Origin of the sequence: Paenibacillus sp. FSL E2-0178 (assembly GCF_038593005.1) — a bacterium.
In the GTDB taxonomy this organism is placed as follows: domain Bacteria; phylum Bacillota; class Bacilli; order Paenibacillales; family Paenibacillaceae; genus Paenibacillus_AQ; species Paenibacillus_AQ phytohabitans.
The window spans coordinates 1-25662 of sequence record NZ_CP151953.1 but is presented as its reverse complement, the minus strand read 5'-3'; the positions used below and the strand labels follow the sequence as shown (position 1 = coordinate 25662).

General features: G+C 49.1%; 30 protein-coding genes. 3 read left to right on the top strand and 27 right to left on the bottom strand.

From position 1 onward, the window contains the following. Positions 1–107: 107 nt before the first annotated feature. The 15 genes from MHI42_RS00150 to MHI42_RS00080 all read right to left on the bottom strand — a co-directional run bounded on the left by MHI42_RS00150 (position 108) and on the right by MHI42_RS00080 (position 14560). Entirely contained in the window at positions 108–1637 is a 1530-nt protein-coding gene (locus MHI42_RS00150; protein ID WP_342422297.1) for a serine/threonine-protein kinase, read from the bottom strand. A 117-nt stretch (positions 1638–1754) separates the two neighbouring features. Beyond that, positions 1755–2822, bottom strand: coding sequence for an SAM-dependent methyltransferase (locus MHI42_RS00145; RefSeq protein WP_342422296.1), 1068 nt, complete (start codon positions 2820–2822; stop codon positions 1755–1757). Then, positions 2819–3601 (bottom strand): ATP-binding cassette domain-containing protein, encoded by a 783-nt coding sequence (locus tag MHI42_RS00140; protein ID WP_171715949.1) that lies wholly within the window; start codon positions 3599–3601, stop codon positions 2819–2821. The genes MHI42_RS00145 and MHI42_RS00140 overlap by 4 nt, the downstream gene beginning before the upstream one ends. Next, complete coding sequence (locus tag MHI42_RS00135) at positions 3601–3924, bottom strand: thioredoxin family protein (protein WP_171715950.1); 324 nt, start codon at positions 3922–3924, stop codon at positions 3601–3603. The genes MHI42_RS00140 and MHI42_RS00135 overlap by 1 nt, the downstream gene beginning before the upstream one ends. Continuing rightward, positions 3921–4262, bottom strand: a complete 342-nt coding sequence (locus MHI42_RS00130) for a cyclic-phosphate processing receiver domain-containing protein (RefSeq protein WP_342424869.1) — start codon at positions 4260–4262, stop codon at positions 3921–3923. The genes MHI42_RS00135 and MHI42_RS00130 overlap by 4 nt, the downstream gene beginning before the upstream one ends. After that, a complete protein-coding gene (locus MHI42_RS00125) occupies positions 4262–5119 on the bottom strand; it encodes a deoxyribonuclease IV (RefSeq protein WP_342422295.1) in 858 nt (285 codons plus the stop codon). Before MHI42_RS00125 ends, MHI42_RS00130 begins: the two co-directional genes overlap by 1 nt. Beyond that, positions 5109–5924 (bottom strand): DNA-formamidopyrimidine glycosylase family protein, encoded by an 816-nt coding sequence (locus tag MHI42_RS00120; RefSeq protein WP_039299180.1) that lies wholly within the window; start codon positions 5922–5924, stop codon positions 5109–5111. Before MHI42_RS00120 ends, MHI42_RS00125 begins: the two co-directional genes overlap by 11 nt. Before the next feature lie 45 nt (positions 5925–5969). Next, positions 5970–6758 (bottom strand): TIGR01457 family HAD-type hydrolase, encoded by a 789-nt coding sequence (locus MHI42_RS00115; RefSeq protein ID WP_342422294.1) that lies wholly within the window; start codon positions 6756–6758, stop codon positions 5970–5972. 294 nt (positions 6759–7052) lie between these two features. After that, on the bottom strand, positions 7053–8003 hold the full coding sequence (gene rnz / locus MHI42_RS00110) for a ribonuclease Z (protein WP_342422293.1): 951 nt from the start codon (positions 8001–8003) through the stop codon (positions 7053–7055). Between the two features lie 223 nt (positions 8004–8226). Then, entirely contained in the window at positions 8227–11664 is a 3438-nt protein-coding gene (gene metH, locus MHI42_RS00105; protein ID WP_342422292.1) for a methionine synthase, read from the bottom strand. Positions 11665–11782: 118 nt separating this feature from the next. Further along, positions 11783–12205 carry a FixH family protein gene (locus MHI42_RS00100; RefSeq protein ID WP_342422291.1) on the bottom strand — a complete coding sequence of 141 codons (423 nt, stop codon included), beginning with the start codon at positions 12203–12205 and terminating at the stop codon, positions 11783–11785. 226 nt (positions 12206–12431) lie between these two features. After that, positions 12432–13217 carry an HAD-IA family hydrolase gene (locus MHI42_RS00095; RefSeq protein ID WP_342422290.1) on the bottom strand — a complete coding sequence of 262 codons (786 nt, stop codon included), beginning with the start codon at positions 13215–13217 and terminating at the stop codon, positions 12432–12434. Between the two features lie 34 nt (positions 13218–13251). Continuing rightward, positions 13252–13779 (bottom strand): hypothetical protein, encoded by a 528-nt coding sequence (locus tag MHI42_RS00090; RefSeq protein ID WP_342422289.1) that lies wholly within the window; start codon positions 13777–13779, stop codon positions 13252–13254. Between the two features lie 47 nt (positions 13780–13826). Next, entirely contained in the window at positions 13827–14036 is a 210-nt protein-coding gene (locus MHI42_RS00085; protein ID WP_171715959.1) for a DUF896 domain-containing protein, read from the bottom strand. Between the two features lie 110 nt (positions 14037–14146). After that, positions 14147–14560, bottom strand: coding sequence for a LysM peptidoglycan-binding domain-containing protein (locus MHI42_RS00080; protein WP_342422288.1), 414 nt, complete (start codon positions 14558–14560; stop codon positions 14147–14149). Between the two features lie 196 nt (positions 14561–14756). On the opposite strand from MHI42_RS00080, the gene lexA reads away from it, so the two are divergent. After that, positions 14757–15383: a transcriptional repressor LexA gene (gene lexA, locus MHI42_RS00075; RefSeq protein ID WP_039299199.1), complete on the top strand. Its 627-nt coding sequence runs from the start codon at positions 14757–14759 to the stop codon at positions 15381–15383. 194 nt (positions 15384–15577) lie between these two features. Beyond that, positions 15578–15916, top strand: a complete 339-nt coding sequence (locus MHI42_RS00070; protein ID WP_039299202.1) for a L,D-transpeptidase — start codon at positions 15578–15580, stop codon at positions 15914–15916. 86 nt (positions 15917–16002) lie between these two features. Here the strand turns inward: MHI42_RS00070 and MHI42_RS00065 are convergent, their stop codons facing one another. The 8 genes from MHI42_RS00065 to MHI42_RS00030 all read right to left on the bottom strand — a co-directional run bounded on the left by MHI42_RS00065 (position 16003) and on the right by MHI42_RS00030 (position 21133). Next, a complete protein-coding gene (locus MHI42_RS00065; protein ID WP_171715961.1) occupies positions 16003–16560 on the bottom strand; it encodes a hypothetical protein in 558 nt (185 codons plus the stop codon). Positions 16561–16732: 172 nt separating this feature from the next. Further along, positions 16733–18058, bottom strand: coding sequence for a group II intron reverse transcriptase/maturase (gene ltrA / locus MHI42_RS00060; protein ID WP_342422287.1), 1326 nt, complete (start codon positions 18056–18058; stop codon positions 16733–16735). A 697-nt stretch (positions 18059–18755) separates the two neighbouring features. Then, a complete protein-coding gene (locus MHI42_RS00055; protein WP_144026006.1) occupies positions 18756–18977 on the bottom strand; it encodes a hypothetical protein in 222 nt (73 codons plus the stop codon). Positions 18978–19057: 80 nt separating this feature from the next. Further along, on the bottom strand, positions 19058–19243 hold the full coding sequence (locus MHI42_RS00050; RefSeq protein WP_039299211.1) for a hypothetical protein: 186 nt from the start codon (positions 19241–19243) through the stop codon (positions 19058–19060). 53 nt (positions 19244–19296) lie between these two features. Continuing rightward, entirely contained in the window at positions 19297–19521 is a 225-nt protein-coding gene (locus MHI42_RS00045; protein WP_305954185.1) for a hypothetical protein, read from the bottom strand. 104 nt (positions 19522–19625) lie between these two features. Beyond that, entirely contained in the window at positions 19626–19985 is a 360-nt protein-coding gene (locus MHI42_RS00040; RefSeq protein WP_342422286.1) for a hypothetical protein, read from the bottom strand. 15 nt (positions 19986–20000) lie between these two features. Further along, positions 20001–20177 carry a hypothetical protein gene (locus MHI42_RS00035; protein ID WP_171715963.1) on the bottom strand — a complete coding sequence of 59 codons (177 nt, stop codon included), beginning with the start codon at positions 20175–20177 and terminating at the stop codon, positions 20001–20003. A 740-nt stretch (positions 20178–20917) separates the two neighbouring features. After that, positions 20918–21133: a hypothetical protein gene (locus tag MHI42_RS00030; protein WP_342422285.1), complete on the bottom strand. Its 216-nt coding sequence runs from the start codon at positions 21131–21133 to the stop codon at positions 20918–20920. A gap of 261 nt (positions 21134–21394) precedes the next feature. Between MHI42_RS00030 and MHI42_RS00025 the strand changes: the two genes are divergently transcribed. Continuing rightward, positions 21395–21739 carry a hypothetical protein gene (locus MHI42_RS00025; RefSeq protein WP_342422284.1) on the top strand — a complete coding sequence of 115 codons (345 nt, stop codon included), beginning with the start codon at positions 21395–21397 and terminating at the stop codon, positions 21737–21739. 325 nt (positions 21740–22064) lie between these two features. Here the strand turns inward: MHI42_RS00025 and MHI42_RS00020 are convergent, their stop codons facing one another. The 4 genes from MHI42_RS00020 to MHI42_RS00005 form a co-directional block, all read right to left on the bottom strand. Beyond that, positions 22065–22568, bottom strand: coding sequence for a hypothetical protein (locus MHI42_RS00020; RefSeq protein ID WP_342422283.1), 504 nt, complete (start codon positions 22566–22568; stop codon positions 22065–22067). A 929-nt stretch (positions 22569–23497) separates the two neighbouring features. Then, entirely contained in the window at positions 23498–24070 is a 573-nt protein-coding gene (locus tag MHI42_RS00015; RefSeq protein ID WP_342422282.1) for a hypothetical protein, read from the bottom strand. A gap of 57 nt (positions 24071–24127) precedes the next feature. Further along, positions 24128–24640 carry a hypothetical protein gene (locus MHI42_RS00010; protein ID WP_342422281.1) on the bottom strand — a complete coding sequence of 171 codons (513 nt, stop codon included), beginning with the start codon at positions 24638–24640 and terminating at the stop codon, positions 24128–24130. A gap of 440 nt (positions 24641–25080) precedes the next feature. Continuing rightward, the gene (locus MHI42_RS00005) at positions 25081–25596 is read right to left on the bottom strand and encodes a group II intron maturase-specific domain-containing protein (RefSeq protein ID WP_342422280.1); all 516 of its coding nucleotides are present in this window, start codon (positions 25594–25596) and stop codon (positions 25081–25083) included. Positions 25597–25662 lie beyond the last annotated feature (66 nt).

Sequence of the window (25662 nt, the reverse complement as noted above, 5' to 3'; positions counted from 1 at the left end):
CGAAACGGGTTAAGCACATACATCACTCCATTCTAGCACACCTATGTCCTGCGCCGAAATAGAAAATAAGCCTAATTCCTGCAAAACACGCAGAAAAAGTAGTGATTTCAACGTTTTTTCTGAAATATTCCACTGTTTTTTGCAGAAAACCGTTTGTCCGTTCCCAGTCCAAGCATCTCTCCAACCGCTTGACCCAGCTTCCCTTTGGGCTGAAAAGGGTCCTGCTGAAGCGGCAGGCTGCACACATTGGCCTGTCCCAAAGCAGAAGCCAGAAGGGCTGCCGCTGAACTGCCGGCCAGCGGCAGACAGATCCGCCAGTCCGGCTGAGGGGTGAGCCCGCTGCGGCGCAGCCAGTGCAGCGTATCCTCCAGCCGCCAGTCCGCACCGGAGGCCACCAGCACCGGCCTGCCGCTGGCCGTGAAGGCTGCCAGGGCCCCTTCGTAACCGCCTGTCCCCAGATCCAGAACCACGAAGGAATACGACTCCCCCGTCCGCTGAGGTAGTCCGTCAGCAGGCGCAAGCTTCCAGAAATCTACGTTGTTCCAGGTAAAGGGATGCTCCGGCAGCACTCCACCATGGATGGCACTTCTTTCAGCCACTTCTGCCATTCCTTTAATACGATTAAATACTTGCGCATCAGGAGCGCATTCCACCCAGGCGGTGTGGCCAGTCCGCGACAAATAATGGCTCACAGCCAGTGAAGTATGCGTTGTCCCCAGTCCCGGAGCTACGCCAAGCACAGCCACTACTATAGTCTGCCGGGACGGCAGCCTAACAGAAGCAGCCTGCAAATCCGGCTTAAGCTCCGGCGCCGTCAGCTCTGCGGATTCGGCTTCAAGCGGTTCAAGCGCTGACAGCACCTCCTGGGCACTGCCGTACCGCTCCTCCGGATGATGACGCAGTAGGCGCCGGATTACCGGAATTAACCGGTCCGGAATGCTGCCGTGCAGCCTCCGTTCCATTCCCGGCTGCCAGCTGCTGAATTGTCCGCCGGAAGCCATGTACAGCAGCAGCGCACCCAGCCCGTACAGGTCAGACAGCGGACTGCTCTGTGCACTGCCATATTGCTCCGGGGCAGCGAAGCCGGCGGTTCCCAGCTTCTCCGTATCTTCATCAGATCCGGTTCTCAGCTTACGAGCAATACCGAAATCAATCAGCCGCAGCTCATGAGGCCCGGTCAGCATAATATTGGAGGGCTTCAGGTCACGGTAGACGATCGGCGGATGATGACTGTGCAGGTATTGCAGGACCTCCAGCAGCTGCCTGGCATAGCTGATAATCCGCCCTCCCGTAAGGGCTGCCGGATGCTCAATCATGGATTGATGAAGGGTTACCCCTTCAATGTAATCCATCACCAGATAACTATAGCCGTCACGGTCCGGCGGGAAGAAATCGCCAACCCTGGGCAGCTTAGGATGATTCAGTGAGATCAGCAGCTCTGCTTCTGCCTGGATAGCTCCAATTCGATGCCCGCCCCCTTCCCGTATCACACTTTCCTTAACCGCCCATACCTTTCCCGGCAGCCGCAAATCTTCTGCCAGATATACACGGCTCATTCCTCCTGCACCGATAAGTCCGGTAATAGAGTAACGTCCTCCAAGGATTTGTCCGGTTGTCAGCTTGCCCGTTACATTCATCTTTTTTCCTCCTTATTGTCACACAAAAAAGGGAAAGCATCCGCCGTCAGCACCTGGTACCGGCATGAAGCCGGCGGTGCAAATAGCGGGATGCTTTCCCTTTATCCATGAACCTAATTAATATTTAATCATATAAAGTGTAATTTCATCGCGGTTGTGGAACAGCTGCTTCGCACGCTGAATCTGCATCCGTTCACCTTCGAACATGGCAATAATTTCTTTGATCATCGCCAGCGGCTTCTTATGCATCAGCTTCACCGTGACAATGGCTGTACCGCCCGGGGTCAGACTATGGAGCAGTCCGGTAACCAGCTTCGCCATCAGCTTGGGACTCCAGCTCATATCGCAGACCAGCAGATCAAATTCATTCTCGCGGAATTTGACCTCCCCGGCATTTTTACGCAGAATCTTGAGTCCGGGATAATTACGCAGCGATTCATGCATCAGGGCCGGATCCACAGCGGTTACCTTAAGGCCGCGTTCCAGCAGGAACGAGGTCCAGCCGCCCGGGGAAGCGCCGATATCCACCGCATTCTTGAAGCTGTAGAACGGAATGGCGAATTCCTTCTCCGCCTCCATCAGCTTGAACTTAGCCCGTGAGATCTGCCCGTCCTCCTTGCGGAAGCGGATCATCCCGCCGTTCCAGCTGGAGAGATTCTCTTCCGGCCGGGATACACCGGCATACAGGGCTTCTCCATCTGCATATACGGACACCACCCATGCCGGATCCTGCACGGTGAATTCTGCACCCAGACTGTCAAGCCTTCCCTGCAGCCACTCCCGCAGCTCTCCCGGGCTGTCCTCCCAGAAGGACGTGCTTCCCTTGCGCACATGCAGCGAGACCTTCTCGCCCTCGAGCTCTGTCCGCCGGCTTAAGTATGCGGCCAGCCTGTCCATAGCAGACATATCGCCTGTGTCCTGGAACTGCACCGGCTGGATATGCCGCAGGAAGATCGGCAGGTTATGTGCCAGCATCCGCGATACCTCTTCAGGCTCTGCCTCCAGCGTTGCCAGGAACACTTCACCCGGCAGCAGCAATGTACTTTTCACCGCTCCGAACAAGCGGCGCAGCTCCTCTTGTGCATAGGGAGCAAAGCCGTGATTCGCGGTGCAGATGTATCTTGAAATTATTTTCTCATCAGGAGCCAGGTTTGGCTCGAGGGGTTCTTGCGTAAAATCATTCAAATCGATGTGCCTCCAGGTCTTATTTTTATCCAGGGACGGCCGCTATCCCATTCAACATCAACAGGTATATCGAAAGTGTCCATCAGCATTTCCCTAGTCAGCACTTCTTCCTTGGGACCGGCTCCCGCCAGCTTCCCGTCACGGATAAGCGCTACATGGGTGAAGAGCGGTACAATCTCCTCTACATGATGCGTTACGTACACTACAGCCACATTGCGCTGCTTCAATTTGTCGATCTCGGCCAGCATCTTCTCACGCTCGTAGAGATCAAGGCCGGCGCAAGGCTCGTCCATGATCAGCAGCTTGGGCTCGGCTATCAGGCAGCGCGCCAGCATCGCTTTCTTGCGTTCCCCCTGGGACAGGGTACCAAACGGATGGTACGCCAGTTCGCTGAGATTCATATCGTCCAGCAGCTTCAGCGCCTGATCCTGCACACTTTGCGGGATTGCCTGATAAAAGCGCAAATAGGCATAAGCGCCAGTTGCGACGACTTCCCATACGGGATCGCTGAGCGAGAGCTTTTCCATCAGGGACGGACCAATATAGCCGATTTCCTTGCGCACCTCGCGTACATCACACTGGCCGAATTTGTAGCCCAGCACTTCAACGGAACCCTTGCTTGGAAAAAGGTAACCAGTCATCATTTCCAGCAAGGTGGTTTTACCGGAGCCGTTACGCCCAAGAATTACCCAGTTCTCGCCTTGCTTCATTTCCAGAGATACATCATCAAGAATCAGGCTTTGTTCCCTGCGCAGGGAAAGATGTTGTAAAGATATCATTATGAGGTCACTCTCCTTATGTAATCCAGTACCCGTTCTACCGAGCCCATTGAATAAAAGATTTCCGGTTCAGCGCGGCGGTCCGCCGGCACTACCATCAGTGCAGGCACACTGGATATACGGTACGTGTTTACAAGTCCGGGCAGCATATTTACGTTGCCCTCAGCAATCAGAAGTCCGGGCGGCAGCAGATGCTGCGCAACCTCCAGCATACGACGTGCGGCCTTGCAGGTCCCGCACAGCGGGGTATACAAGAACACTACAAGAGGTTCTCCCGGCCTTCCGAGCAGCTCCATCAGTTCTTCCTGATTCATATCCTTCATCCTGCCGCCGCTCCTGCAGCAATTTCCTGCAGCCTCTCCAGCCCAAGCGGGCCATTGTGCAGCTGTGTGCCGGCAGGCACGGCCGGATACAAGATTTCGTACATTTCCTTGCGCCCCTCAAGGCTGGAGGTGTGCAGATAGATTTCCCGCGGGAATAATCCTTCGAGCACCATCCTTTTGGCCACTTCACCGCCGCAGAAATCCTCCGGGCCCATATCATAATCAAGCGACAAAATATCAACCGGGCCGCTGCGCAGCATCAGCATACACTCTCCGGTGGTTCTGGCCAGTGCAAAACCGGAAGGCCGTCTTCTCATATCGTCCATATATATATTCATCACGATTCATCCTCCGCTTCAAACCAAGGCCTGACTAGAGCAATTTCCGCCCTGTGAGTGCCGTCAGGCCCTTTTTCCGTTTCCATCGCAATCGCTGCCACCTTGCGCAGGGGAACAGAGGTCAGCAGCTCCCGCAGCGCCTTCAAGCCAATATGGCCTTGGCCGATCTGAGCATGTCTGTCCCGCCGGGAGCCGCAGGGGAACAGGGAGTCGTTCAGATGTACGGCAGCAAGATGCGGCCAGTAGCCGAGTGCTTCTCCCCTCTGCAGCAGCTCATCCGTATGCTGCGGATTCCAAATCCCTGATGCAAAGGCATGACAGGTATCGAAGCAGAAGCCGATTTTCTCCGGATAGCGGCTCAGTTCACGGACTTTGACCAGCTCTTCCAACGTCATGCCTTCATGGCCGTGATTGCCTGCCATGTTCTCGATCAGCAGCTTTGTCTGGCCTTCCCATCCTGACAGGGTGTCATTTATACATTGTATAATATTTTGATAGCCTTGTAATGGCTCCATTCCGGCAAAATGGCCAAAATGCACCACAATGCCCAGGGATCCGCAAGCCTCGGCGATCTCCAGATCATTGCGCAGCGAAGCAGCCATAACGGCTCTGCCTGCGGAATCTGCGGCCAGATTGGTCGGATAAGGGGTATGGGCAATGGAGACCATTCCCTGTTCCCGGCAATAACCGGCACAGCTATGCGCATCCCGGTAGTCAACCGGCTTAAGCTTCAGACTGCGCGGATTCTTCGGAAAATATTGAAAACATGACGCACCGCTCTCCCTGGCGGACCGGGCAGCCTGCCCGTATCCGCCGCGTATGCTGACATGTGCCCCTATACCGGGATTAAGCGTCATGCTGACAATCCGGGCAATAAAATACCTTGCGTCCGGACTGCTCTGTCTTGATAATCGTTCCCCCGCCGCGCAGGCAGGGTTCGCCGCCGCGGTCATACACTTTACAAGCATCGTTGTAAGAACCGGTAACCGTATCTCCGGTCATGAACGGCATTTCCATATAACCGCCAATCTCGGTTGCCTCCGTCAATACCTTGCGCACACTGTCATACAGCCGGGTTACTGCCTCCGGTGACAGATTCTGAACGAGCGTAGACGGCAGAAGTCTTGCTTCAAAGGCAATCTCGTCGGCATAACAATTGCCGATTCCAGCCATAACATGCTGGTTGACCAGCAGACTCTTCAGCGCACCGCGGCGTCCTTTGAGCAGTCCGGCGAAGCGTTCAGCCGTCATCCTCCGGTCCAGCAGCTCCGGTCCAAGCTTACCCATTGCCGCTTCACTTTCCTTAACAGACAGGAGATGCAGATACCCCAGGCGCAGGCCCATGAAATAAAGGATATGCTCTCCAAAAGCCAGTTCAACCTGCGTAGTCCGGTCCGGACGCTCTTCCTCTGTCCCATAGAACAAAAGTCCGCCCAGCATCAGATGAAGCAGCAGTCTTCTGCCGTCATGCAGATGGAAAAGGATATGCTTGGCACGGCGCTCTACGAACACAACACGCGCCCCAACCAGACCGTTCACGAAATCCGCGGTCTCCATATTGATTGTTTTTTCTCTGTTAACGGTTACCCCCGTAATTGGAACATTTATTAAATGCTGGCTCAGCAGCTTTCTGTAATTCTCCATTTCCGGCAATTCCGGCATATTGTCATCTTCCCTTCCAGGTTGGTAAAAGGCATACCTTTGTCATTATACACCGAGCAGTACCATTAGTTCAGCTAAATCAGCACAAATTTCATCCGGCTTAACTCCCGTAACAGTCTGGTAGTGCTCCAGATTATCGCGTGTGGTCAGACCCGTCAGCACCAGTATCGTGCGGCACCCTGCATTTACACCGGCAGAAATGTCTGTACGCATGTTATCTCCGACTACAACCGCTTCCTCAGGTGTGATCCCCAGCAATGTTGTCGCATAGGTAATCAGATGGGATTCCGGTTTGCCGATTACTACAGGTGACACTCCGCTGGCTGCTTCAATTGCAGCTCCAAGGGTTCCGGCGCCGGGCATCACCCCGTCATCGGAGGGGAGCATCAGGTCCGGGTTGGTCAGCACAAACCTGGCTCCTTCCCGGATCCAGCGCGAGGCCCGGGCCAGCGATTCATATGTAAAAGAACGGTCGATGCCCTGGACAACATATTGCGGATTCTCCGTGACCAGGGTCAACCCCGCTTCGGCGCAGGCCTGCACCAGTCCCTCTTCTCCAAGTATCGCCACGGTTGCTTCCGGTGATTCCTCAGCAATGTAGCGTGCCGCAGCAAGCGATGAGGTGCAGACCTCTTCCGGATTCGCGTCAATTCCCATCCCGCGCAGATGAGCAGCAACACTTGCCGCTGTGCGTGAAGAGTTATTCGTGACAAACAGGAACGGTACAGCCGCTCTACGCAGCGCTGTTATCAACCGATCTGCATCCGGAATCATCCGGCCGCCGTGATACAAGGTTCCGTCCAGATCAATTAACAAACCACCTATATTGTTCATAATACCCCCTGTTTGAGTCCCGTTTATTCAATTCATCGCATTAATTGTTAATTCTATAAAATATCTTCGCAATTTTCTAACCCTTTCCCGCTATAGCCCACTGTTATTGAGTTTTTTGATGGTATCCTAACTTATCCGCTACTCCGTTTCGCCAATTTCTCTACTGCTTCGTACGCTTAAAGCTCTCCAACTATTTAAAATTTAACATACTTCGTCGAACGATAGCGAACCGCAGTACCGGCAGGCTTTTTATGGCACAGCCCTGTCATTTCCTGCGCTTTCCCGGAAAATAATTCATTCCCCGGGGGCATTTCCCGCCGCTCTCCGGTGGACCGGGAAGGTGCAGAATTCCTCCGCCAGCAGTGTATTCGGGAAGATGGCCTGCGCCTCTTCCAGGAGTGGAATCAGCTCCTCCTGTGAGCTGTACCGCGAGCTGAAGTGGGTCAGCAGCAGTTCACGCCCGCCTGCCTCACGTGCCAGCTCCGCGGCTTGCCGGGCTGTACTGTGATGATACTGATAGGCCATATCGGCCAGGTCATGAGCAAAGGTAGCCTCATGAATGATCAGATCAGCATCCTGTGCCAGCGGCAGTGTTCCCTCGCAAGGACGGGTATCGCCCAGAATAGTAACAATGCGGCCGCGTTTCGGCGCATGGATCACATCCGCTGCCCGGATTACAGTCCCGTCTTCAGTTGTGATATCTTGGCCTCTCTTCAGCTTGCCATACAGCGGCCCGGGCTTCAGCCCGTAACTCTTAAGCAGCTCTGCATCGAGGTTGCCCGGACTGTCTTTCTCCGTTACCCGGTACCCATAGCTGTCAATTCTATGCTCCAGCAGTCCCGCCTCAACCTTGAACGTGTCATCCTCAAACACAAGCCCGCCGCTGTGCTCGATAATCTCAAGCTTGTAGGGGATTCGCGACTGGCTTGCAGACAGTGAAATATCCAGATAAGCTTTGATCCCCGGGGGTCCATACACTGTAAGCGGTGATGTACCGCCCTGATATCCGCGGCTCGACAGCAGCCCCGGAAGGCCGAACAAGTGGTCACCATGCAAATGGGTGATAAACAGCTTTTCCAGCTTGCCCAGCCGCAGCGGTGAACGGAGAACCTGATGCTGTGTCCCTTCTCCACAATCGAACATCCAGAACGTGCGCCGTTCTTCAAGCAGCCTGAGGGCGATTGAGGTTACATTCCGCTGCAGTGTCGGTACCCCGGCATTTGTTCCCAAGAAATAAATTTCCATTATGCCCCTCCTCTCTTCTCTCGTACTTCTCACCTTATTTTTATCATGCCGGTTCTTATGAAAAGAATTCTACTCTGTTTTGGCGCTGAAAGCATCTTTCAAGCGGAATCGGCTGGATACGATACATATAAATTCTTATATTTCCAGCAAAAAACCTCCCGGTGACGGGAGGTTCCGCTATGACGGGCACAGCCCTTCTGACAGGTGATGATCAATCAGGCAGTTACAGCTTCTCCACATTGAAATACTGTGCTTCAGGATGTGCAAATACCATAGCCGATACCGAAGCCTCCGGCTCCATCATGAAGCCTTCGGTAAGGTGAACTCCGATATCCTCCGGAGACAGCAGCTTGAATAACGGCCCTTGATCCTCCAGATCCGGGCAAGCCGGGTAGCCAAAGGATACACGGATTCCCTGATAACGCGCCCCGTGTCTCTGCTTCATCGTCATATCCGCCGGATCCGGGAACCCCCAGGTATCCCGCATCATATGGTGAACGCGTTCAGCCAGGCCTTCTGCCACCTCCAGCGCTACTGCCTGCAGGGCATGGGAACGGAGATAATCTCCCCGGTCCTTAAGCTCCGTGGACAATTCACGTACACCATGGCCGGCGGTCACGACCAGGAACCCGACGTAATCCATAACCCCGCTGTCCGCCGGCTTCAGGAAGTCGGCGAGGCAGAGATACGGCTCAACGTTCTGCCGCGGGAAGGTGAAGGTATGCAGCACATTGGCAGGATTCTGCGGGTCATAGATCAGGATATCATTCCCGCTCGACTGGGCCGGGAAGAACTGATACATGGCATGTGGAACAATGGTACCTTCCAGCATCGCCTGATGCAGAATATCGTCTACGGTTTCTTTCAATTCCACTGTACGCGCATCTCCCGCTGCCAGCTGCGCTTCCACGGAACCACGCAGCCCCAGATGATGACCGAGCAGCATCTGCATGTTCACATAAGGAATAATATGTCCAAGCGGATAATTGCGCAGGACATGACGCTCCAGATCCGGCGGGGTAAACACAGGGGCATCGGCTGAAATTTTGGAGCGGACGGCACGCGTCAGCTCGGGAAGCGGCTGCGGAGGAGCTACAGCAACGGCAGCCTCTGCCTCTTGGCGTACCTCTTCCTCAATCTTGCCCCGCTCAAGCGGATTCATCAGCCGGTTGGCGATATCCAGGCCGTCCATGGCATCCTTGGCGTATAGGACCAGGCCGTCATATTCAGGGCGGATACGGGTCTTGGTGAACTTGCGGGTTAATGCCGCACCGCCGACCATAATCGGCACATCGATACCGGCAGCGCGCAGATCCTGCGCCGTCAGGACCATCTGCTGCGCCGACTTCACCAGGAGGCCGGATAATCCGATGGCGTCAGCTTTTTCCTTGCGGAAGGCTTCAATTATATTCTCTGGCGGAACCTTTATCCCCAGATTGACGATCTCGTAACCATTATTGGAGAGGATAATCTCCACAAGGTTTTTACCGATATCATGTACATCGCCCTTAACGGTTGCGAGCATAATTCTTCCTTTAACCGAGGTCTCATCTTTCTTCATAAACTGTTCCAGATGACCGACCGAGGCCTTCATCACTTCAGCGCTTTGCAGCACTTCGGCGACAATCAATTCATTGTTGTTGAACAATCTGCCGACTTCCGACATCCCCGCCATCAGCGGACCATTAATAATCTCAAGCGGACCGGATAACTTCAGTGCTTCGTCCAGGTCTGGAATGAGCCCTTCCTTGGTTCCCTCAACGACATACGAGGCGAGACGTTCTTCCAGCGAGAGATTGGAGATCTTCTCCTTCTTCTCGACCTTCTTCTCCCGGAAAGCCGCTACGAACGCAGACAAAGTATCGTCATTCGTATTATAAATCAGCTGTTCGGCAAGCTTGCGTTCTTCTTCCGGAATGGAGGCATAACGCTCCACCTTTTCGGTATTCACAATCGCATAATCCAGCCCGGCTTTGGTGCACTCATAGAGAAATACCGAGTTCAGCACTTCACGACCCGCTTCCGGCAGTCCAAACGATACATTGCTTATGCCCAGAATCGTATGAACGGAAGGCAAAGCTTCCTTGATCAGGCGGATACCGTCAATCGTCTCTTTTGCAGAACCGATATATTGCTCGTCCCCAGTTCCGACAGGGAATACAAGGGTATCAAAGATCAGATCTTCAGCGGCTAGCCCGTATTTGTTCACCAGCAGATCGTATGAACGTCTGGCAACCTCCAGCTTGTCCTTAGCCAGGATCGCCTGCCCGGTTTCATCAATTGTGCCCACAACGATCGCAGCACCGTATTTATGAATCAGCGGAGTCACAAGCTCGAATTTCTCTTCACCATCTTCAAGGTTAATGGAGTTAATAATCGCCTTCCCCTGGCAATATTGCAGGGCCAGATCAATCACCTTCGGATCGGTGGTATCGATCATCAGAGGGACTTTGACTTTCTTCACTACCAGCTCGAGGAAGCGTTTGATATCCTCCGTCTCATCACGGTCAGGGTCCTGCACGCAGACGTCAATGACCTGCGCTCCGCTCTTCACCTGTGCGCGGGCAATCTCTGAAGCTTCCTCATATTTGCCTTCAACGATCAGCCGCTTGAACTTCCGCGATCCCAGCACGTTGGTCCGTTCACCGACCATGTAAGGACGGTTATCGCTCTCAATGTACACAGGCTCTATGCCGGAGAGTGCCGGCGGATGAATGCCATCCAGTCCGCGCGGCGGATATGCCGACAGGGCTTCGGCCATCGCCCGGATATGATCAGGGGTTGTGCCACAGCAGCCTCCGGCAATGTTCAGCCAGCCCTTCTCGGCGAAGCCGGCCAGCTTACGGGCAAGTGAATCCGGAGATTCATGGTAGTTGCCGTTCTCGTCCGGAAGCCCGGCATTCGGATAGCAGCTTACCGCTGCTGAAGAAATGGCCGACAGCGAACGGATATGATCGCGCATGAATTCCGGTCCGGTCGCACAGTTTAATCCGACAGAGATCGGCTTAAGATGCTCCAGCGAAATGTAGAAGGCCTCGATGTTCTGCCCCGCAAGCGTAGTCCCCATCGGTTCAATGGTACCCGAGATCATCACCGGCAGTGTAATTCCGCTTGTCTCGAAGGCATTGTGGATACCTATACTTCCGGCCTTCACATTCAGCGTGTCCTGGGAAGTCTCCAGCAGCAGGGCATCTACTTTGCCGTCAATCAACGCGACTGCCTGCTCTTCATAGCTGTCCACCAGCTCCTGGAACGTGACTCCCCCTGTTACGGAGAGCGTCTTCGTGGTCGGCCCCATGGCCCCTATTACGTACCGCGGGCGATCAGGTGTATCATATTTATCTGCAGCATTGCGCGCAAGTCTGGCAGCCTCCAGGTTAATCTCCCGGGCCCGCTGCGGGATATCATATTCTGCAAGCACCACTGAGGTGGCGCCGAATGTGTTAGTCTCAATCAGATCCGCACCGGCTTCCAGGTATTTCTCATGAATATCCTGAATCACCTCCGGCCGGGTAAGCACCAGCATTTCATTACAGCCATCCAGCTCTTCCCCGCCGAAATCCTCGCCGGTAAGCGGCACCTGTTGAATCATTGTGCCCATGGCTCCGTCTAGTATTAATATGCGTTGCTGCAAGCTTTCTGCAAGTGTGAATTTGGCCACTTTCAATCCCCCCAGTAAAACATTAGAGTAAGTTTAGCAGAATAAAGGGAATTCGGAAAGCCTTCCTTTCCACCCTGCATTATTTGTATTGACAGTATAGCTACAGCTCACAAACTCATTATGGCTGTACCGTGAGTTCTTTAGACGGCATAGAGTGCTGTGTCCGGGCAGTCACATGGGAAGTGACCGTATAGCTGCCGGCTTGCTCAAATGTACGTTCACTTATATAAGCTCCCTCTCCGTCACTTGCCCCTTTCAGCTGAGTGCTCTTGCCTGGCTCTGCATTATCTACAATTTCGAAGATCACTTCTTTGGCGTCCTCAACAACTTCTCCGTCCTGACTAATGACAGCTTTAAAAATCACCTTGTCGTTAACGGATACTTCTTCCGGACTCCAGCTTAGCTCTACCTTGATGGGCACCATTGAGGAATCAGCAGCTGCATGCATATACATATCCTCTTCATCATTCCCTGAACAGCCGGCAAGCGTCATACCCATGACAATGCAAATGAGACCTCTAAGTAACTTTGGCTTAATCATCTGGAGCCCTCCCGGTTCATCGATAGATTCATCTTCATGTTAACAGCGAAAGTCAGATTGCTTTCTTCCTTATTATACACATTTTATTCAACTTGTCGGAAATAAGCTTCGTTAACCGCCCTATCACATGAGAATAGTCATATACATGAACTACATTCGTCCAGATCCTTGCAGGGATATCAAAAAAGCCAATATCCTATAAGGATACCGGCTTCATCTAATTCAGTTATAGGGAGTGTACCAATGGCAGAAGCTCCGAAAGATGGCTGATCTGATAATCCGGAGTAATGTCCGGGTCAGGGGTCTTGGCCGTCCGGTTGATCCAGACCGTCGTTAGACCTGCAGCCAAACCTCCGAGAATATCAGTCGTAAGCTTATCTCCGACCATGACCCCCTGCTCAGGCGTAATATCCAGCAGTCCGAGGGCATGCTCGAAGATTGTCTTGTCCGGTTTCCCTTTACCGAAGCTTCCAGAAATGACAATATGGTCAAAATACGGAATAAGCTCAGGTACACCATCAAGCTTCTCCTGCTGGAGTGCAGGACAGCCATTCGTCAACAGCAGCAGCTTCACCTTGCCGCGCAGCTCATCCAGCACCTGAAGCGTCTCTTCATATATATAAGGACGGCTGCGGCGCTCAGCGGCGAACTTGGCCGCGAGGCGTGCCGCCAGCGCTTCATCGTCCACTCCAAGAGAGGCAAGTCCGCGGCGCCAGGATTCGGTGCGGTAGGCCGGAGCAAGCTGTTCCAGCTGCCGGAATTCCGGCTGGTCTCCAGCTGTGAAGTTAGCCCATAGTGCCTCAAAAGGATTAATCCCGATCAGCTTCGTGAACGGAAAAGTCTCGTAAGACTCATAAAGCGCACGCGCTTCTCTGCGCACCGCCTGTTCAAGCTCCTGCGGATCAACAGAATCCCCTGCAGCCTCAGAGGCGTAGCGGAATGCTTCTTCCACACTTCGATCATCCCATAGCAGTGTATCGTCAAGGTCAAATAGTACGGCGGTAATCGGCATTTCGTTCTCCCACTCCCTATGCTGGTCTATCTTACTATTCGTGCACTACTTCAATGTTGTTGTTCTTGCCGAATTGTTCCAGGCGTGCAGCCATAGCGGCGGTATCATACCGGTTGATTAGCTTGGAGAAAATCCACTGCTTGCGCTTGCCTTTATACTTAATGGTAACTACACTGCGCGACAAGGTAATCTTCTCGATTTCAGCTGCTGGCAAAAAGCGTTCACGGTTGTATTTAATAGTAGACAGACGGGCGCGTTCCACCTTAAGGAACGGACGGCGGAAGAATAGCAGCGCGGCAAGCAGGAAGTACAGCACTACCCCCAGCCAGTTAGCCAGTATTCCGCTTCCTTTCGCTTCATCAATGGAACCGACTACCCAGAACATAATGCCAAGCAACAGCAATACGACAGGGAATACAATATTCCGGCCTTTGAAAATATCGGTGCTCTTTGCAGCAGCTTTAGAGTTCGTTGCATATATCGTCTCTTTTCCCTGCTTCTTTCTTTGCTGATTGATTTGCTTGGTGTTGCGTTGAACCATTCTTTCCCAAGAACGGGCCATGTTAGTTCCCCCTAGTCATCCTGTATTATCTATGAAAAGGCCGCAGACTAAGCTTTCTGTCCGTTGTTGCCTTCTTCATGCTCCGGATTATCCACAATCTCAATGGTATCAAGCTGGGCCCGGAAATTGCTGCGGATATTGCCCAGATAAATCTCGCGGAGTTTGGCGCGTTCTGCCAATTCTTCCTCATTCAGGCCGCTTTCCTTATGTTTGCGTGCCAATTCATTGATGCGTGCGACCAATTCGTCAATATTCAATACTTTCCCCTCCCCTATAAATTCATTCTAACTTTGCCATGAGAAAAAGAGCTTGTCAAGGTCTACCCCCTGAAAGCTCTCTTAGTCGAACACCAGTATGCTTCTATCGGTTAATATACCGGCACAGACAGTATATCTCCTGCCTTAATTCCGCTGTCCTTCAGACCATTTGACTTCTTGATCCCTTCTATATATACAGCAGTCCTCATGTCATCCGGTTTATTCTTGAGGGCAATGCTCCACAAGGTGTCTCCGCGTTCAACTACGATCCGTTTCTCAGGCTTCATTAAAGTGACAGAACCAGCGAACACATTACCGACTACTGTAAATCCGGAAATCGTGAGTAATAGTATCAGAGATATCTTGATGAAGCTGACCTGGCGGAATATTGAAGTAAGTACAGACAGCAGGCGAAGGGTCTTGTCTCTGAATTGTGCCAATAGATTATGGGGTAATGGATTACCGGGAGCGGACACCTTGATATCCTCATTGTAGATACTATTGTAGGTACTGTATTTTAACATAAATATCGTCCTCCAAACACTTGTTCTTACTTTCAAAAATAATATAACACGAACATGTGTTTTGATCAATAGTTTTTTCGAACAACTGTTCCCTTTATTTTTTGGGCTATAATTCTCACAATTTAGAACTTATGTTTGTACGAACGGCAGTTCTATGTTATAATTTTCCCAAACATAGTATATGGGGTTGATTCCGATGTCAAAGATTTCGAGTCGCCAGCTGGCGATCCTGGAATTTATACGTAACGAAGTCCGCAGCAAGGGTTATCCTCCGTCCGTTCGGGAAATTGGTGAAGCTGTTGGCCTGGCCTCCAGTTCTACAGTGCACGGTCATCTGGACCGGCTTGAGAAGAAAGGCCTGATCCGGCGCGATCCTACGAAACCGCGTGCAATTGAATTGCTCGGACAGGAAGATTCAGAGAATGTACATCAATTCGTCCAGACGGTTACCCGTATCCCTGTAATTGGCAAGGTTACTGCTGGTGTTCCTATTACCGCTACAGAGAATATTGAGGATTACTTCCCGCTTCCTACTCATTACGTAGGGGATAACAAGGTATTCATGCTTTCTGTACTCGGCGACAGCATGGTTGATGCCGGTATTATGAACGGCGATTATGTTATTGTCCGCCAACAGCAAACCGCAGATAATGGTGACATCGTTGTTGCGATGACCGAAGAAGATGAAGCAACCGTTAAGACCTTTTACAAAGAACGTGATCATATCCGGCTGCAGCCGGAGAACCCGGCTTACGAGCCTCTCCGCCTTAACCGCGTTACTATTTTGGGCAGAGTCATTGGATTATTCCGCGATATTCATTAATCTTTCTCCTCCATAATCAGGCTGCTCCGCATCACGCGAAGCAGCCTTTTTCCTCTTTAGATCCTGTTACGCTTGCCCAAAATGCCAAAAAACCAACACAGGAACATTTGTTCCTGTGTTGGTTTTTTGGCATTTTTTACTCCGAACCGCTTTAGCTATCCGCACATATCCTGTTACAAAGGAGTGCTGATCCCATGCCCAACTATCGAATTATTGTCGACCTTTCACAGCGCATGCTTTATCTGCTTGATAATGACACCGTAACCAGGGGATTTCCTGTCGGCATTGGCCGAATGCTGACCGTCTCGCCGGTAGGCGAGTACACGATCATTAACAAGCAACCCAACCCGGGCGGACCGTTCGGAGCCTTCTGGATGGGCCTGTCCAAGCCGCATTATGGAATTCACGGAACCAATGACCCTTCTTCCATCGGCCATATGGTATCCCACGGCTGTATCCGCATGTATAACCAGGACGTGGTCGCGTTGGCTGCCATCATTCCCATTGGCACCCGTGTAACCATCAGGGAGTAGCCGCAGTCATGCAGCCGCCTATAAATCCCAATATTGAACACAAGAACCCCTCTGACGGGTTTACGCCAAAGGGGTTCTTTACAGCATTATTGCACAGTTTGCTCATAACCAAGCTCGTCCAGAATACTTTCAGCCAGACTCCACTGTTCCGCAGGTGAGTCTTTGCTTTTTTTGGCATAGACCAATGCACTCTTGGTAACTTTCTCGATCAGCCTGCGTCCCTGTTCTTTAGTGATGGACACTTCCATCCCGGAGCGGCCCACCACCTCAGACAGACAAAAGAACGCAATCCGCATCGCGTAATTGTCTCTGCTGAGGAAATAGAACAGATGAGGCACATTCTTGAGCAGACGGTCAACCCAGTTCGTAATCTCCCGTACCTGATAGACTTCCCGGCGATCCTGCTCATACCCATTGAATATAATTATGATTTTGCCCCGTAGTCGCTTCTTCTCATATTTCTTAAATTCACGCAAATAGCTCTCGAGCCGCCCCTTCTCCACATCTTCTCTGGAGACATTCAGCACGGTGGTTCCGGCTGCATCCCATTTAGAACTTTCTTCCATCACCGGATCTGCGTTAACCAACAGTGTACTATCTTGTAATTCCGGCAGTCCCAAACGCTGGCGTAATTGATCGTCCATTCTTCACACCTTCCTGTATCAAGCTCTTGTGCAGCTTGTTCTCCTCATCGTTCAATTATACTCCGGCCTTTCCACACTCTCAATCGCAAGTAAATCGAGTAGGCCCATGCGCAATTGCATGGGCCTCTCACAGATCCGTACGTGCGGGTCATCGCATACGGCTCCTCCGTGCTTATCCCCTCTGGGGATGAAGTTCTTTGTACAGGTCGAGCAATGAGCAGAGACCTATTTCTTGAAACCAACTGTTCGGCAATGCATAGTGTGCGTGGTAGCCACTGGAATTTCTCCATGCTATCATTCGAAGCTGTGGGAGCGGCTTCCTGTATCCCCTGCGTCGTAATTCTCGGTGCAGTTTACCGATTTTCCGCCAACTTCTAAGTTGCACCGCCCTCAACCTTCGTCGAATCCAGCTATCCACTGCCCGGAAGAAGTAGAAATCCTGTCCATGCCCGTAATAGTTGCCCCAGCCACGCAGGTATCCATTCAGCTTCTTCTTTACCAGTTCCTCCACACTCACCGTCTGGTTTCGTCGCGTAATCTCTTTCACCCGTTCTTTGAATTTCCGTTTCGCTTTATCGGATGGGAACATCCTTGAACCCCGGATAAACTCATACCCTAGAAAGACAAACGCCTCTTCCATATTGTTCACGATTTTAGTTTTCTCTGGGTGTATCTGTAGTCCCAGTTCCCTTTCCAGAAACTGCACCACTCCACGGAGCACCCTCTCTGCTCCTTTTTGCGACTTACAGCAAATGACGAAATCGTCCGCATACCGCGTTATCCGGTGCCCTCGTTCCGTCATTTGCTTGTCTAGCGGATGGAGGTAGATGTTCGCTAGCAATGGGCTTATCACCCCGCCTTGGGGGGTGCCTTGCTCATTCAGCTGAAAACTACCGTTTTCCATCACCCCAGCTTGCAGAAATCGTCCAATAAGTTCGAGAACACTACGATCCACAACTTCTTCGCTTACCTCTTGAATTAGCTTCTCGTGCGGAATCTTATCGAAGTACGCTTTCAGGTCCGCATCAATCACGTATACGTACCCCTCCGTTAGATCTTTGCGGATCTTCTCTAACGCCATATGGGCACTTCTTCCCGGTCTAAAGCCATAACTACAGTCCAAAAATTTCTCTTCAAAAATGGGTTCCAGGATACGCTTCACTGCCGCTTGCACGACTCGGTCTTCTACGGTAGGTATGCCTAGAGGTCTTAACGTGCCGTCCGCTTTCGGGATGTAGACCCTCTTTACCGGCTTTGGCCGGTATGTCTTGTTTCGCAGTGCGTGCTGAAGGGCTTGTACATGGCTCTCCAACTCAGACTCGTATGCCTTTACAGTCACTTTGTCTACGCCTGCGGCCCCCTTATTGCGTTTCACCTCTCGAAAGGCTTCCTCCAAGTTTGATACTGCCCAGATCTTGTCGATGAGGCTGTACCATCTGCGCTTCTTGCCACCTTCTCCTTCACGGAAATGCCTGACGGTTTTCGTCTTTTCCTCCATGCCTTATCTACTTCCCTTCTAACACCCAGCGGATTAGCCCTGTGGGCAGTATTCCGAGTGCATGGTTGGTCTTCCCCCAGACGGTCTACCCTTATGTTCGACCCCGGTTCTACGCGCTTCGTGGCTCCCCGGCTTCTGCCTGGTACATGGCAGTTTTTTTTACAGCACTTCTCTTTCACGGTTTCGGGCTTCGCACCAGGTCACTGCCTTTTCAGGTCAGCGCCTGTACCGGCGACACTGCGCCGATTCACTTGCCTTTGCGGCCTTTCCGGCAAGCTTCTTCACTACTATCCCTACGTCTGACTTCTTACCCCCCGTTATTTCGTTCTTGACCTCACGATCTTGAACGAAAGTTACCGCTTCGCGGAGAGGATAAGATCTCCTTGGGTCACGTCATCGCACTTTCCCCCGAATCCAGTCCTCTTAACCTACAAAGCTACGGATGGTATGGGACGTTCCTTTCTTTTGCAAGGTTGTCCTGCTCTGCCGGCCAACTTGGTTTTGCCGCCTGTTCCGGGGTTTGCCTTCTCATCCTCCGCACCCTTCCTCACGGACAGAGCACTATGAGTCAGCTATGTACTTCCGCCATCTCGCGGTGTACTCGGGACTCTCACCCGTTAGTACGATGCGCTGCCAAGCGCACAAAAGACATCCCGGAAGGATGTCTTTGAGTGGATTCATATCCTTTGCCTACTGACTACAACACGCTGCGCAACAACCGGATAGCAATAGTGTTTAAACGAATCGCTTCACGGATGGATGCTCTTGCAGCCAGCAATTCTCTTCTGGCACGTGAACCGCTTGGAAATCTGCGCAGGTTCTCATTAATTTCCTCAAGTCTTTCCAGCAGGATTGCTCTTTGTGCGAGCAGTGCATTAATTGCTCTGCGGATTCTGTTTCGTTCTCTTTGCGTCATCATTACACCTCTTCTACGTTTTATAGTATAAGAAATGCAAAGATTGGCTTCGGAGACTGTGTGATTTGGCAGTAATATTATAATTAGCTTTCTTTGACCTTGATGGAGATAATATTTACAGGATTAAGATACTTGCCTCCTGCCGGAATCCAGCCTGTCAACCCACCGGATGTCAGATAGGTTCTGGCTTCTGCCGCCGATTCAAACACAGATTCTAGCTCTTCAATTTGCCCATTCACATACTGAAGCTCAAAAATAACTTTACTCACTTGCGACCACCTCCTCAGCTACTAATTCGTTACCCCGAAGCGTTTTCCTGCTTTTACTTCTTGGGCAGCCTTACCCGGAACTCAAATTCGTCACGTCTATAGGTCATTCCGGCCAGCAATACATACTCCGGCGTCCATTTCTGTACAGGTCCGGCGTAATCAGCTATAACATGAGGTTTACCCTCGATCAGCTGAACGACATAGACCTTCACCTGGGCAAGTGCCGCCGCGAATATATCAGCATCACTTGAAAGAACTTTATACGCAGTATTCAACATCTTTCCTCCTCAGTGCACAAGCAAGAATGATAAGGATTCATAGAGCACACAAATCAGTTTAATTATACCGGGTTCTGGAACAAAATGTATACCCTATTTAGAGTTTAGAGCTTGATGAAAATGATTTTAAACAGCCCAAGGTATTTGCGCTTCGCCTTAATATCCCCGATAAATGTCTTACCGTCTTGAATATCAGGTATGCTAAAGGTGGAGAACAGAATGTAATTTTCTCTGATGGTAAATGACTCCACCAGCGGTTGAGCGACCAGATCTGTAATCCCTCCGGCAAATTCTACACCCAGCGTTCCCTCCAGATGATTCACTGCGTATTCTCCAAAGTCCTCTTTGCCCGGATTCATGACGGCTAGTAAAACTAGTACTACTATAATTACAAAAGACAGTTTTGCCGCTGTTTTCTTGCGGACTTTGTGTTCTGGCTGCGTTGCATCATATCGCGGGTTCATGCTTATTCCCTCCAGCTAGAATATTTCTTGAATCGCGAACACTAACGGACTCACAATAAACCTGCAGATTATAACCAGCACATCAACCGGCCCGCTTATCCCCACATCCATTCCGCTCCAGTCCGGACTACCTGCTACCGGTGAATCCAGCCCATATTGCTCTATAATCCGTTCCCTGGTTTCAGTTGACATACCATTCCCTTCTGCAGCTCCAGCCTGAGAACAAATTAGCGTTAATAATAGGATCATTGCAATGATACTTACATATTTATTTCTCATTTCATACCCCTATGTATCATATTTATTAACAAGGAAATACCGGCACCGCAACGACCACGGCCAGTATCAGCTCTGTAACAGCCATAGATCCCAAGCCCAAACCATCTAAACACATGCTTCACTTCAGCCTTGCTTTAGTCATAAAAGCGATCACCATTGTAAGCTACCTGCAAAAGGTTCCTTTAGTGTGTATATGATCCAGTATATAGGACATGGTACATTATGTAAAATAAACCATCCGGCAAACCATTGGGATGTAAATAAAATAACCCGTCAGCCATTATTCCGGCGAGTCGCTTTAAATTTAATAACTCTATTAAATATATATTATCCTAAATAATAATTTTGTATTTTATGTGTATTTTGTAAATAAAGGGTTGAATTATTTTCTCATATATTTATAATAATTACCAGATATATGAAGGGAGACAACAAGAGATTGTCCACTAGAGATATTCTTCCCCTCATGTCTTACATTGAAATTGACCGTAGATTATATCCGCGACCTATTCACACTTTAAGACAGAGATCGACCAGAAACCCTAAAAGCATTTCTCGTATTCTTAATTCGTTATATGAGAGCAATTACATCACCGTGGGTGATTTGATGAAAGCTTCATTGGCTGAATTGCGTTGCTTAAGGAATTTTGGCGTCACGGGGCAAATGATTGTCGTCGAGTTGTTAGAGGCCCACACCAAACAGTTGTCTGAGATTTCCCGCTAAGGACCTTTTTAAAGGTTCTTTTTTTATTATCTCTTTTCTCCTGCTTAATCCGAGCTGTTCCCGCAACAATTAATCCTATGATCATTAGCACGATGCCTTTTCTATTTTTAAATAATGCTCTTAAGTTATTTTCATTCCGCTTCATTGCATTACTTCCTAATCAAAGTCGAGCAGCTTCCTGATAACATCCTTCTTCCCTATTTAAATGAAGCAAGAAAAGCAAACAGAATCCCTTCACAGTTCAAAGGCGGAAAGTGGCCCTTCGGCCAGAAGATGAGACTCATTTATATACATTCTTACATAATACCGTATTTCAAATCATCCTTAATACTCATATACATTATTATCCATTAGGGGTATTGTTTTTCATGTAACTAAATACTTTTTTTGGGAGGATTATCTATTTATGAAAAGGAAATTGCTTGTTGGACTTTTAACTATTGCCGCATGTTTTACGGTAGGATCGACATCTTTGGCTGCTGAAGCTCCATCTTCTACTCTTAGCTCTTTAACTTCAATTTCTCCAAATGCTGTAATAAAACCAATTGACGAGACTCAGGCTATTGTTAGAATGCAAGTAGGCGAAACTATATGGTTGACTGGCTATAATTTTTGGTATATTAATTATGACGGATCTATTGAAATAATACCGGCTGAAGGAAAGTTTACTGCCTTACATCCAGGAACCAGTACTGTCGCAGCTGACTTTGGGAATGGTATTACATTTTATTATATTATCTTAGTTAACTAAGTCTTGACGATGCTCAAGAAATGATCATTCTGTCATCCAAACCGACAAATTTATTAATTCAAAAAATAACCCGTCAGGCATAAGCCCGGCGGGTTATTTTATGTATGCTCTGAATTTAACAAAAAACACGGCTTTTCGAATAATTCCTATACATGAATGAACCATCCTTCTTCCCGCTCCCCTCTATTTCTAAAAGTATGTAATAAAAAGACGCCCAAATCGCTCCAAGACCAAACTTAAAACACCCTTAAAGCAGTTTAATGTGATAAATGAATTTTTAATAGAAATGCACCTCAAAAAATTTCGAGGTGCATCCATGTTAGATTTAAAAACTAATGTTGTAATGAGCAAAATTCAGATGATACTGTGTCATTGCAGAGAAGTTAGGATTGTCTACGACCACATATATTGTTGCTCCAGGCGGAAGCAAAACATTGCTAAACGATTGCGCTTCAGCAGTTCCTGCCTTTCCTGTGTAAAGTGGGCCCAGTTCAGCGAGACCATTATTGTAATTAATAATTATACCCGCTCTTGAAGGACCGTTACCACTAAATCCTCCCACATGAACACCAATTCTTTTGAGATTTGTTGTTGTATTTGTCCACTTAAACCAATCTTGATCGGTAGCACTTTGGATGAACAGATCATATATCGCACCACCGTATTCATTCGGTGTAATGGTAAGTGCATTATCTCTGCTATCACCAATTCCAACAACGTAAGGAGTGATTTCGGCTGCTGAAATATTTTCTTCAGCAAATGCGGAAGCCGATGGAATCATTATTACAGCTGAGATAAGAAGAACAGAAAGAAACTTTTTAATTTTCACAATTCTTCCGCCTTTCCAACTATTGTTAACCGGCCGATTACACTTAAATAACACATCTTTCCCTTTTGTTATTACATAGTCCATAAGTTGTCAATTATTATAATATTCTACCGATATTTTATGTCTATTGTTGTTGAATTATGAATAAAACATTCCCTTCCTGTCATGCGGATTTTTACATGCATATTAATGTAGGGACAAAGCCTCGTTATTTAACATCCTTTTATACTGGTCGCGAAGAGTGGATCAATACGGTGAGCTTTATATGCACTGAGTAGGAAAAGTCCCCTGGCCTATAAACACAAAAAAAACCGGCGCCTAGAGCGCCAAGGGCTGCTATATCCTAGTAAAGTGTCATGTACTGATCTCTTTCCCATTCGTGAACCTGGGTGCGATTTACAGTTGGAATTTTCCAGATCAATCTGAACGCCGCTGAATACACGGTAAGAAAGGCTTGTAGGAACGTTACCTTTTTGAAATACACCGCCTTCCTTCCATATATATTTGGGCATTTTGTGGGCAGTGTTGTGGGCGTTTTACTAGCTTGAAAAAGAGCCGTCTAGGATAGTGGTTAGCGGGAGTGTTTTATGTATGCTCTATTCAAAACGGACGAAATAGGAACCGGACAGCTTAATGATTTCGGAGTGTAGCCTTCTACGATGCCACCATAATCCATTAGGCGGCCGATTGGGTCCGAATATCTTCCCTGTACCAGACAGATACCTTGGATTGAGTCAGCGCTGCCGTTAAAAAGTCAATGTCACTCTGCCGGACTTTGTATATACTATTCCTGCTCTCTTTTTCTCTTCTTTCGATATTTATAAATCCAGTAAAACAATATCAACACCAACAATATTAAAAAGAATCCGATCCACAAGGCTGCTGGATGCCAAATCAAAAAAAATGTATCTCTATATTGATAATTTTCATTATTCATAAATACAGAATAATTCATTTGGAACATTATGTATATGTGGGTAAGCAAAGTTTTCAGGAATGTTAAGAAATACCCCACCATTATTCACCATTATTGGTGAGGTACTGCTTTTAAATAGAAAACAAAAACGATTTGTGCTGTGGCGATAGACGTTTGAACAATTTACTCCACACGGTTGTCCTCCCCTATCCTCATCATTTCCGCTATTGGCGGAATGATCTACCTTTAATCGCTGCAGCACTTCAAAGGTTGGCTGCGTAAAAGCTGCCCGTTCTTTGTCCAGGATATCCTGCAGGCGGTCATTGTCCTCCAGGGCATGATCCAGCATCTTACGCGGAACCAACTCGCCTTTTGCGACTGCCCGCCACTGAATATAAGCAAATATGATAAACAAGAACAGTAATACAACCGACAGCCCATACTTTTCAACCAGTGGCAGCAGCTCTTGTATTGTTGATACCTCTGTGCCCATCCCCCCGCTCCCCTTTCCTCTCTTTGATGTAAAAGCCCCCCGGATCGACTCCGAGGGCAAAATAAAAACGCCTTCGTGGGCGCTCTGATCCATTCCTTATTCTAAAAAACAAGCACCTCTTAAATTCAAGAGGCGCTTGCACTATAACCGTTAAAAAGTGTAGGCTGCAAAATTAAGATGGTACGAAGGAGGTGTTGTGAAATTAGGTGCATCAACTACTAAGTATACTGTGGCTCCAGGTGGGACAAAAATATTTCCCAAGACTTGAGTGTTTGTAGTGTTTGCCTTATCAGAATAATACAAATCAGTCTCACCGAAACCGTTGTTATAATTGATTTTGAAGCCCGCTCTGATAGGACCATTTCCACTATAGCCACCTATATTAGCAGCAACCCTCCTAAAACTTGAAGATGTATTGGTCCACTTAAACCAATCTTTCTCGGAAGCGTCTTGTATAAAAAGGTCATAAATAACACCACCGGTGGCCACATCAACCCCATTACTTAGCACAAGCGATATTGCAGATGCCTGAGAATCACCAATACCTATGAGAAATGGTGTTACCTCAGCGGCATTTGCATTAGATTCTGCAAAGGCTGATGCCGAAGGTATCATAAGAACAGCTGAGACAAGAAGTACAGATAGAATCTTTTTAAGTTTCAATGATCTTCCGCCTTTCGATAATTTCGTTAATCGGCCGATTACAAAGTTAATATTATCCTTTTATATGTTTATTTTCCATGGTTCATTAGAATCCATTTTTTATCACAAATATGTAAGGTATTGTTAATTTAAAATGCCGAAATATGACTATTTTTGAAATATACTGTCATTTCGTTTACAACCTCTGTAAATAGCTACATGAAATCTATCCTCGAATAATTCCCACTATTTATTTGTGGGCATTTTGTGGACACCGTTAATTTAAGCAACCCCCACCACCCTAACGCCCACACAGTAGGGTAAGACGAGGGATTACTCCCTCGGACTCCCCGTCAAACCGTGCATGCAGATTTCCCGCACACGGCTTTCCTTCGTCAGTTCCCCATCTTCAGGAGTGAGTTTCCTTCATCCATCGCCGGATTGCCTATTTCACTCCTGAATTAGGAACGCGTGGTGAGTAAGCTTGTTAGAAATACCATTCCCGCTGCTTCCAGTTCCTTATTTGGAATCAACCGGTTTGACACCGTAGATTTCTTTTTGCGCCTGAAGGCTCGCACCCTCATCCGCGTCCATTTATCCAGACGTTCAAACTTTTTCTTTACATCTCCTATCCCAAAATAGTTTCCAAATCCTCGGATGATTTCGTTTAGCTTCTTGAGCATTCCCTCCAGGTTGGTTCCTTGCTGCCTTCGGGTCGCGTTTCGGATTTGTTCCTTATATTTCTTCATTTTCGCTTCCGGCAAGCTCACATAGTTCCTCCTGAAGTCAAATCCCAGAAAACGAAATCCTTCTTTAAAATCCACCACTTTGGTTTTCTCCGGGTGCATCCGCAGCCCTAGGTCCTCTTCCAGGATCTTCTTTGCTGCCAGATATGCCTCTTTTGCCTTCTCCTTACTCTTGCATAGGATCACAGCATCGTCTGCATATCTGACAACGGCAAATCCCTGCTCCTTCATTCCCCAGTCAAACGTATTCAGATAGATATTTGCCAGCAGCGGCGAGATAACCCCGCCCTGTGGAGA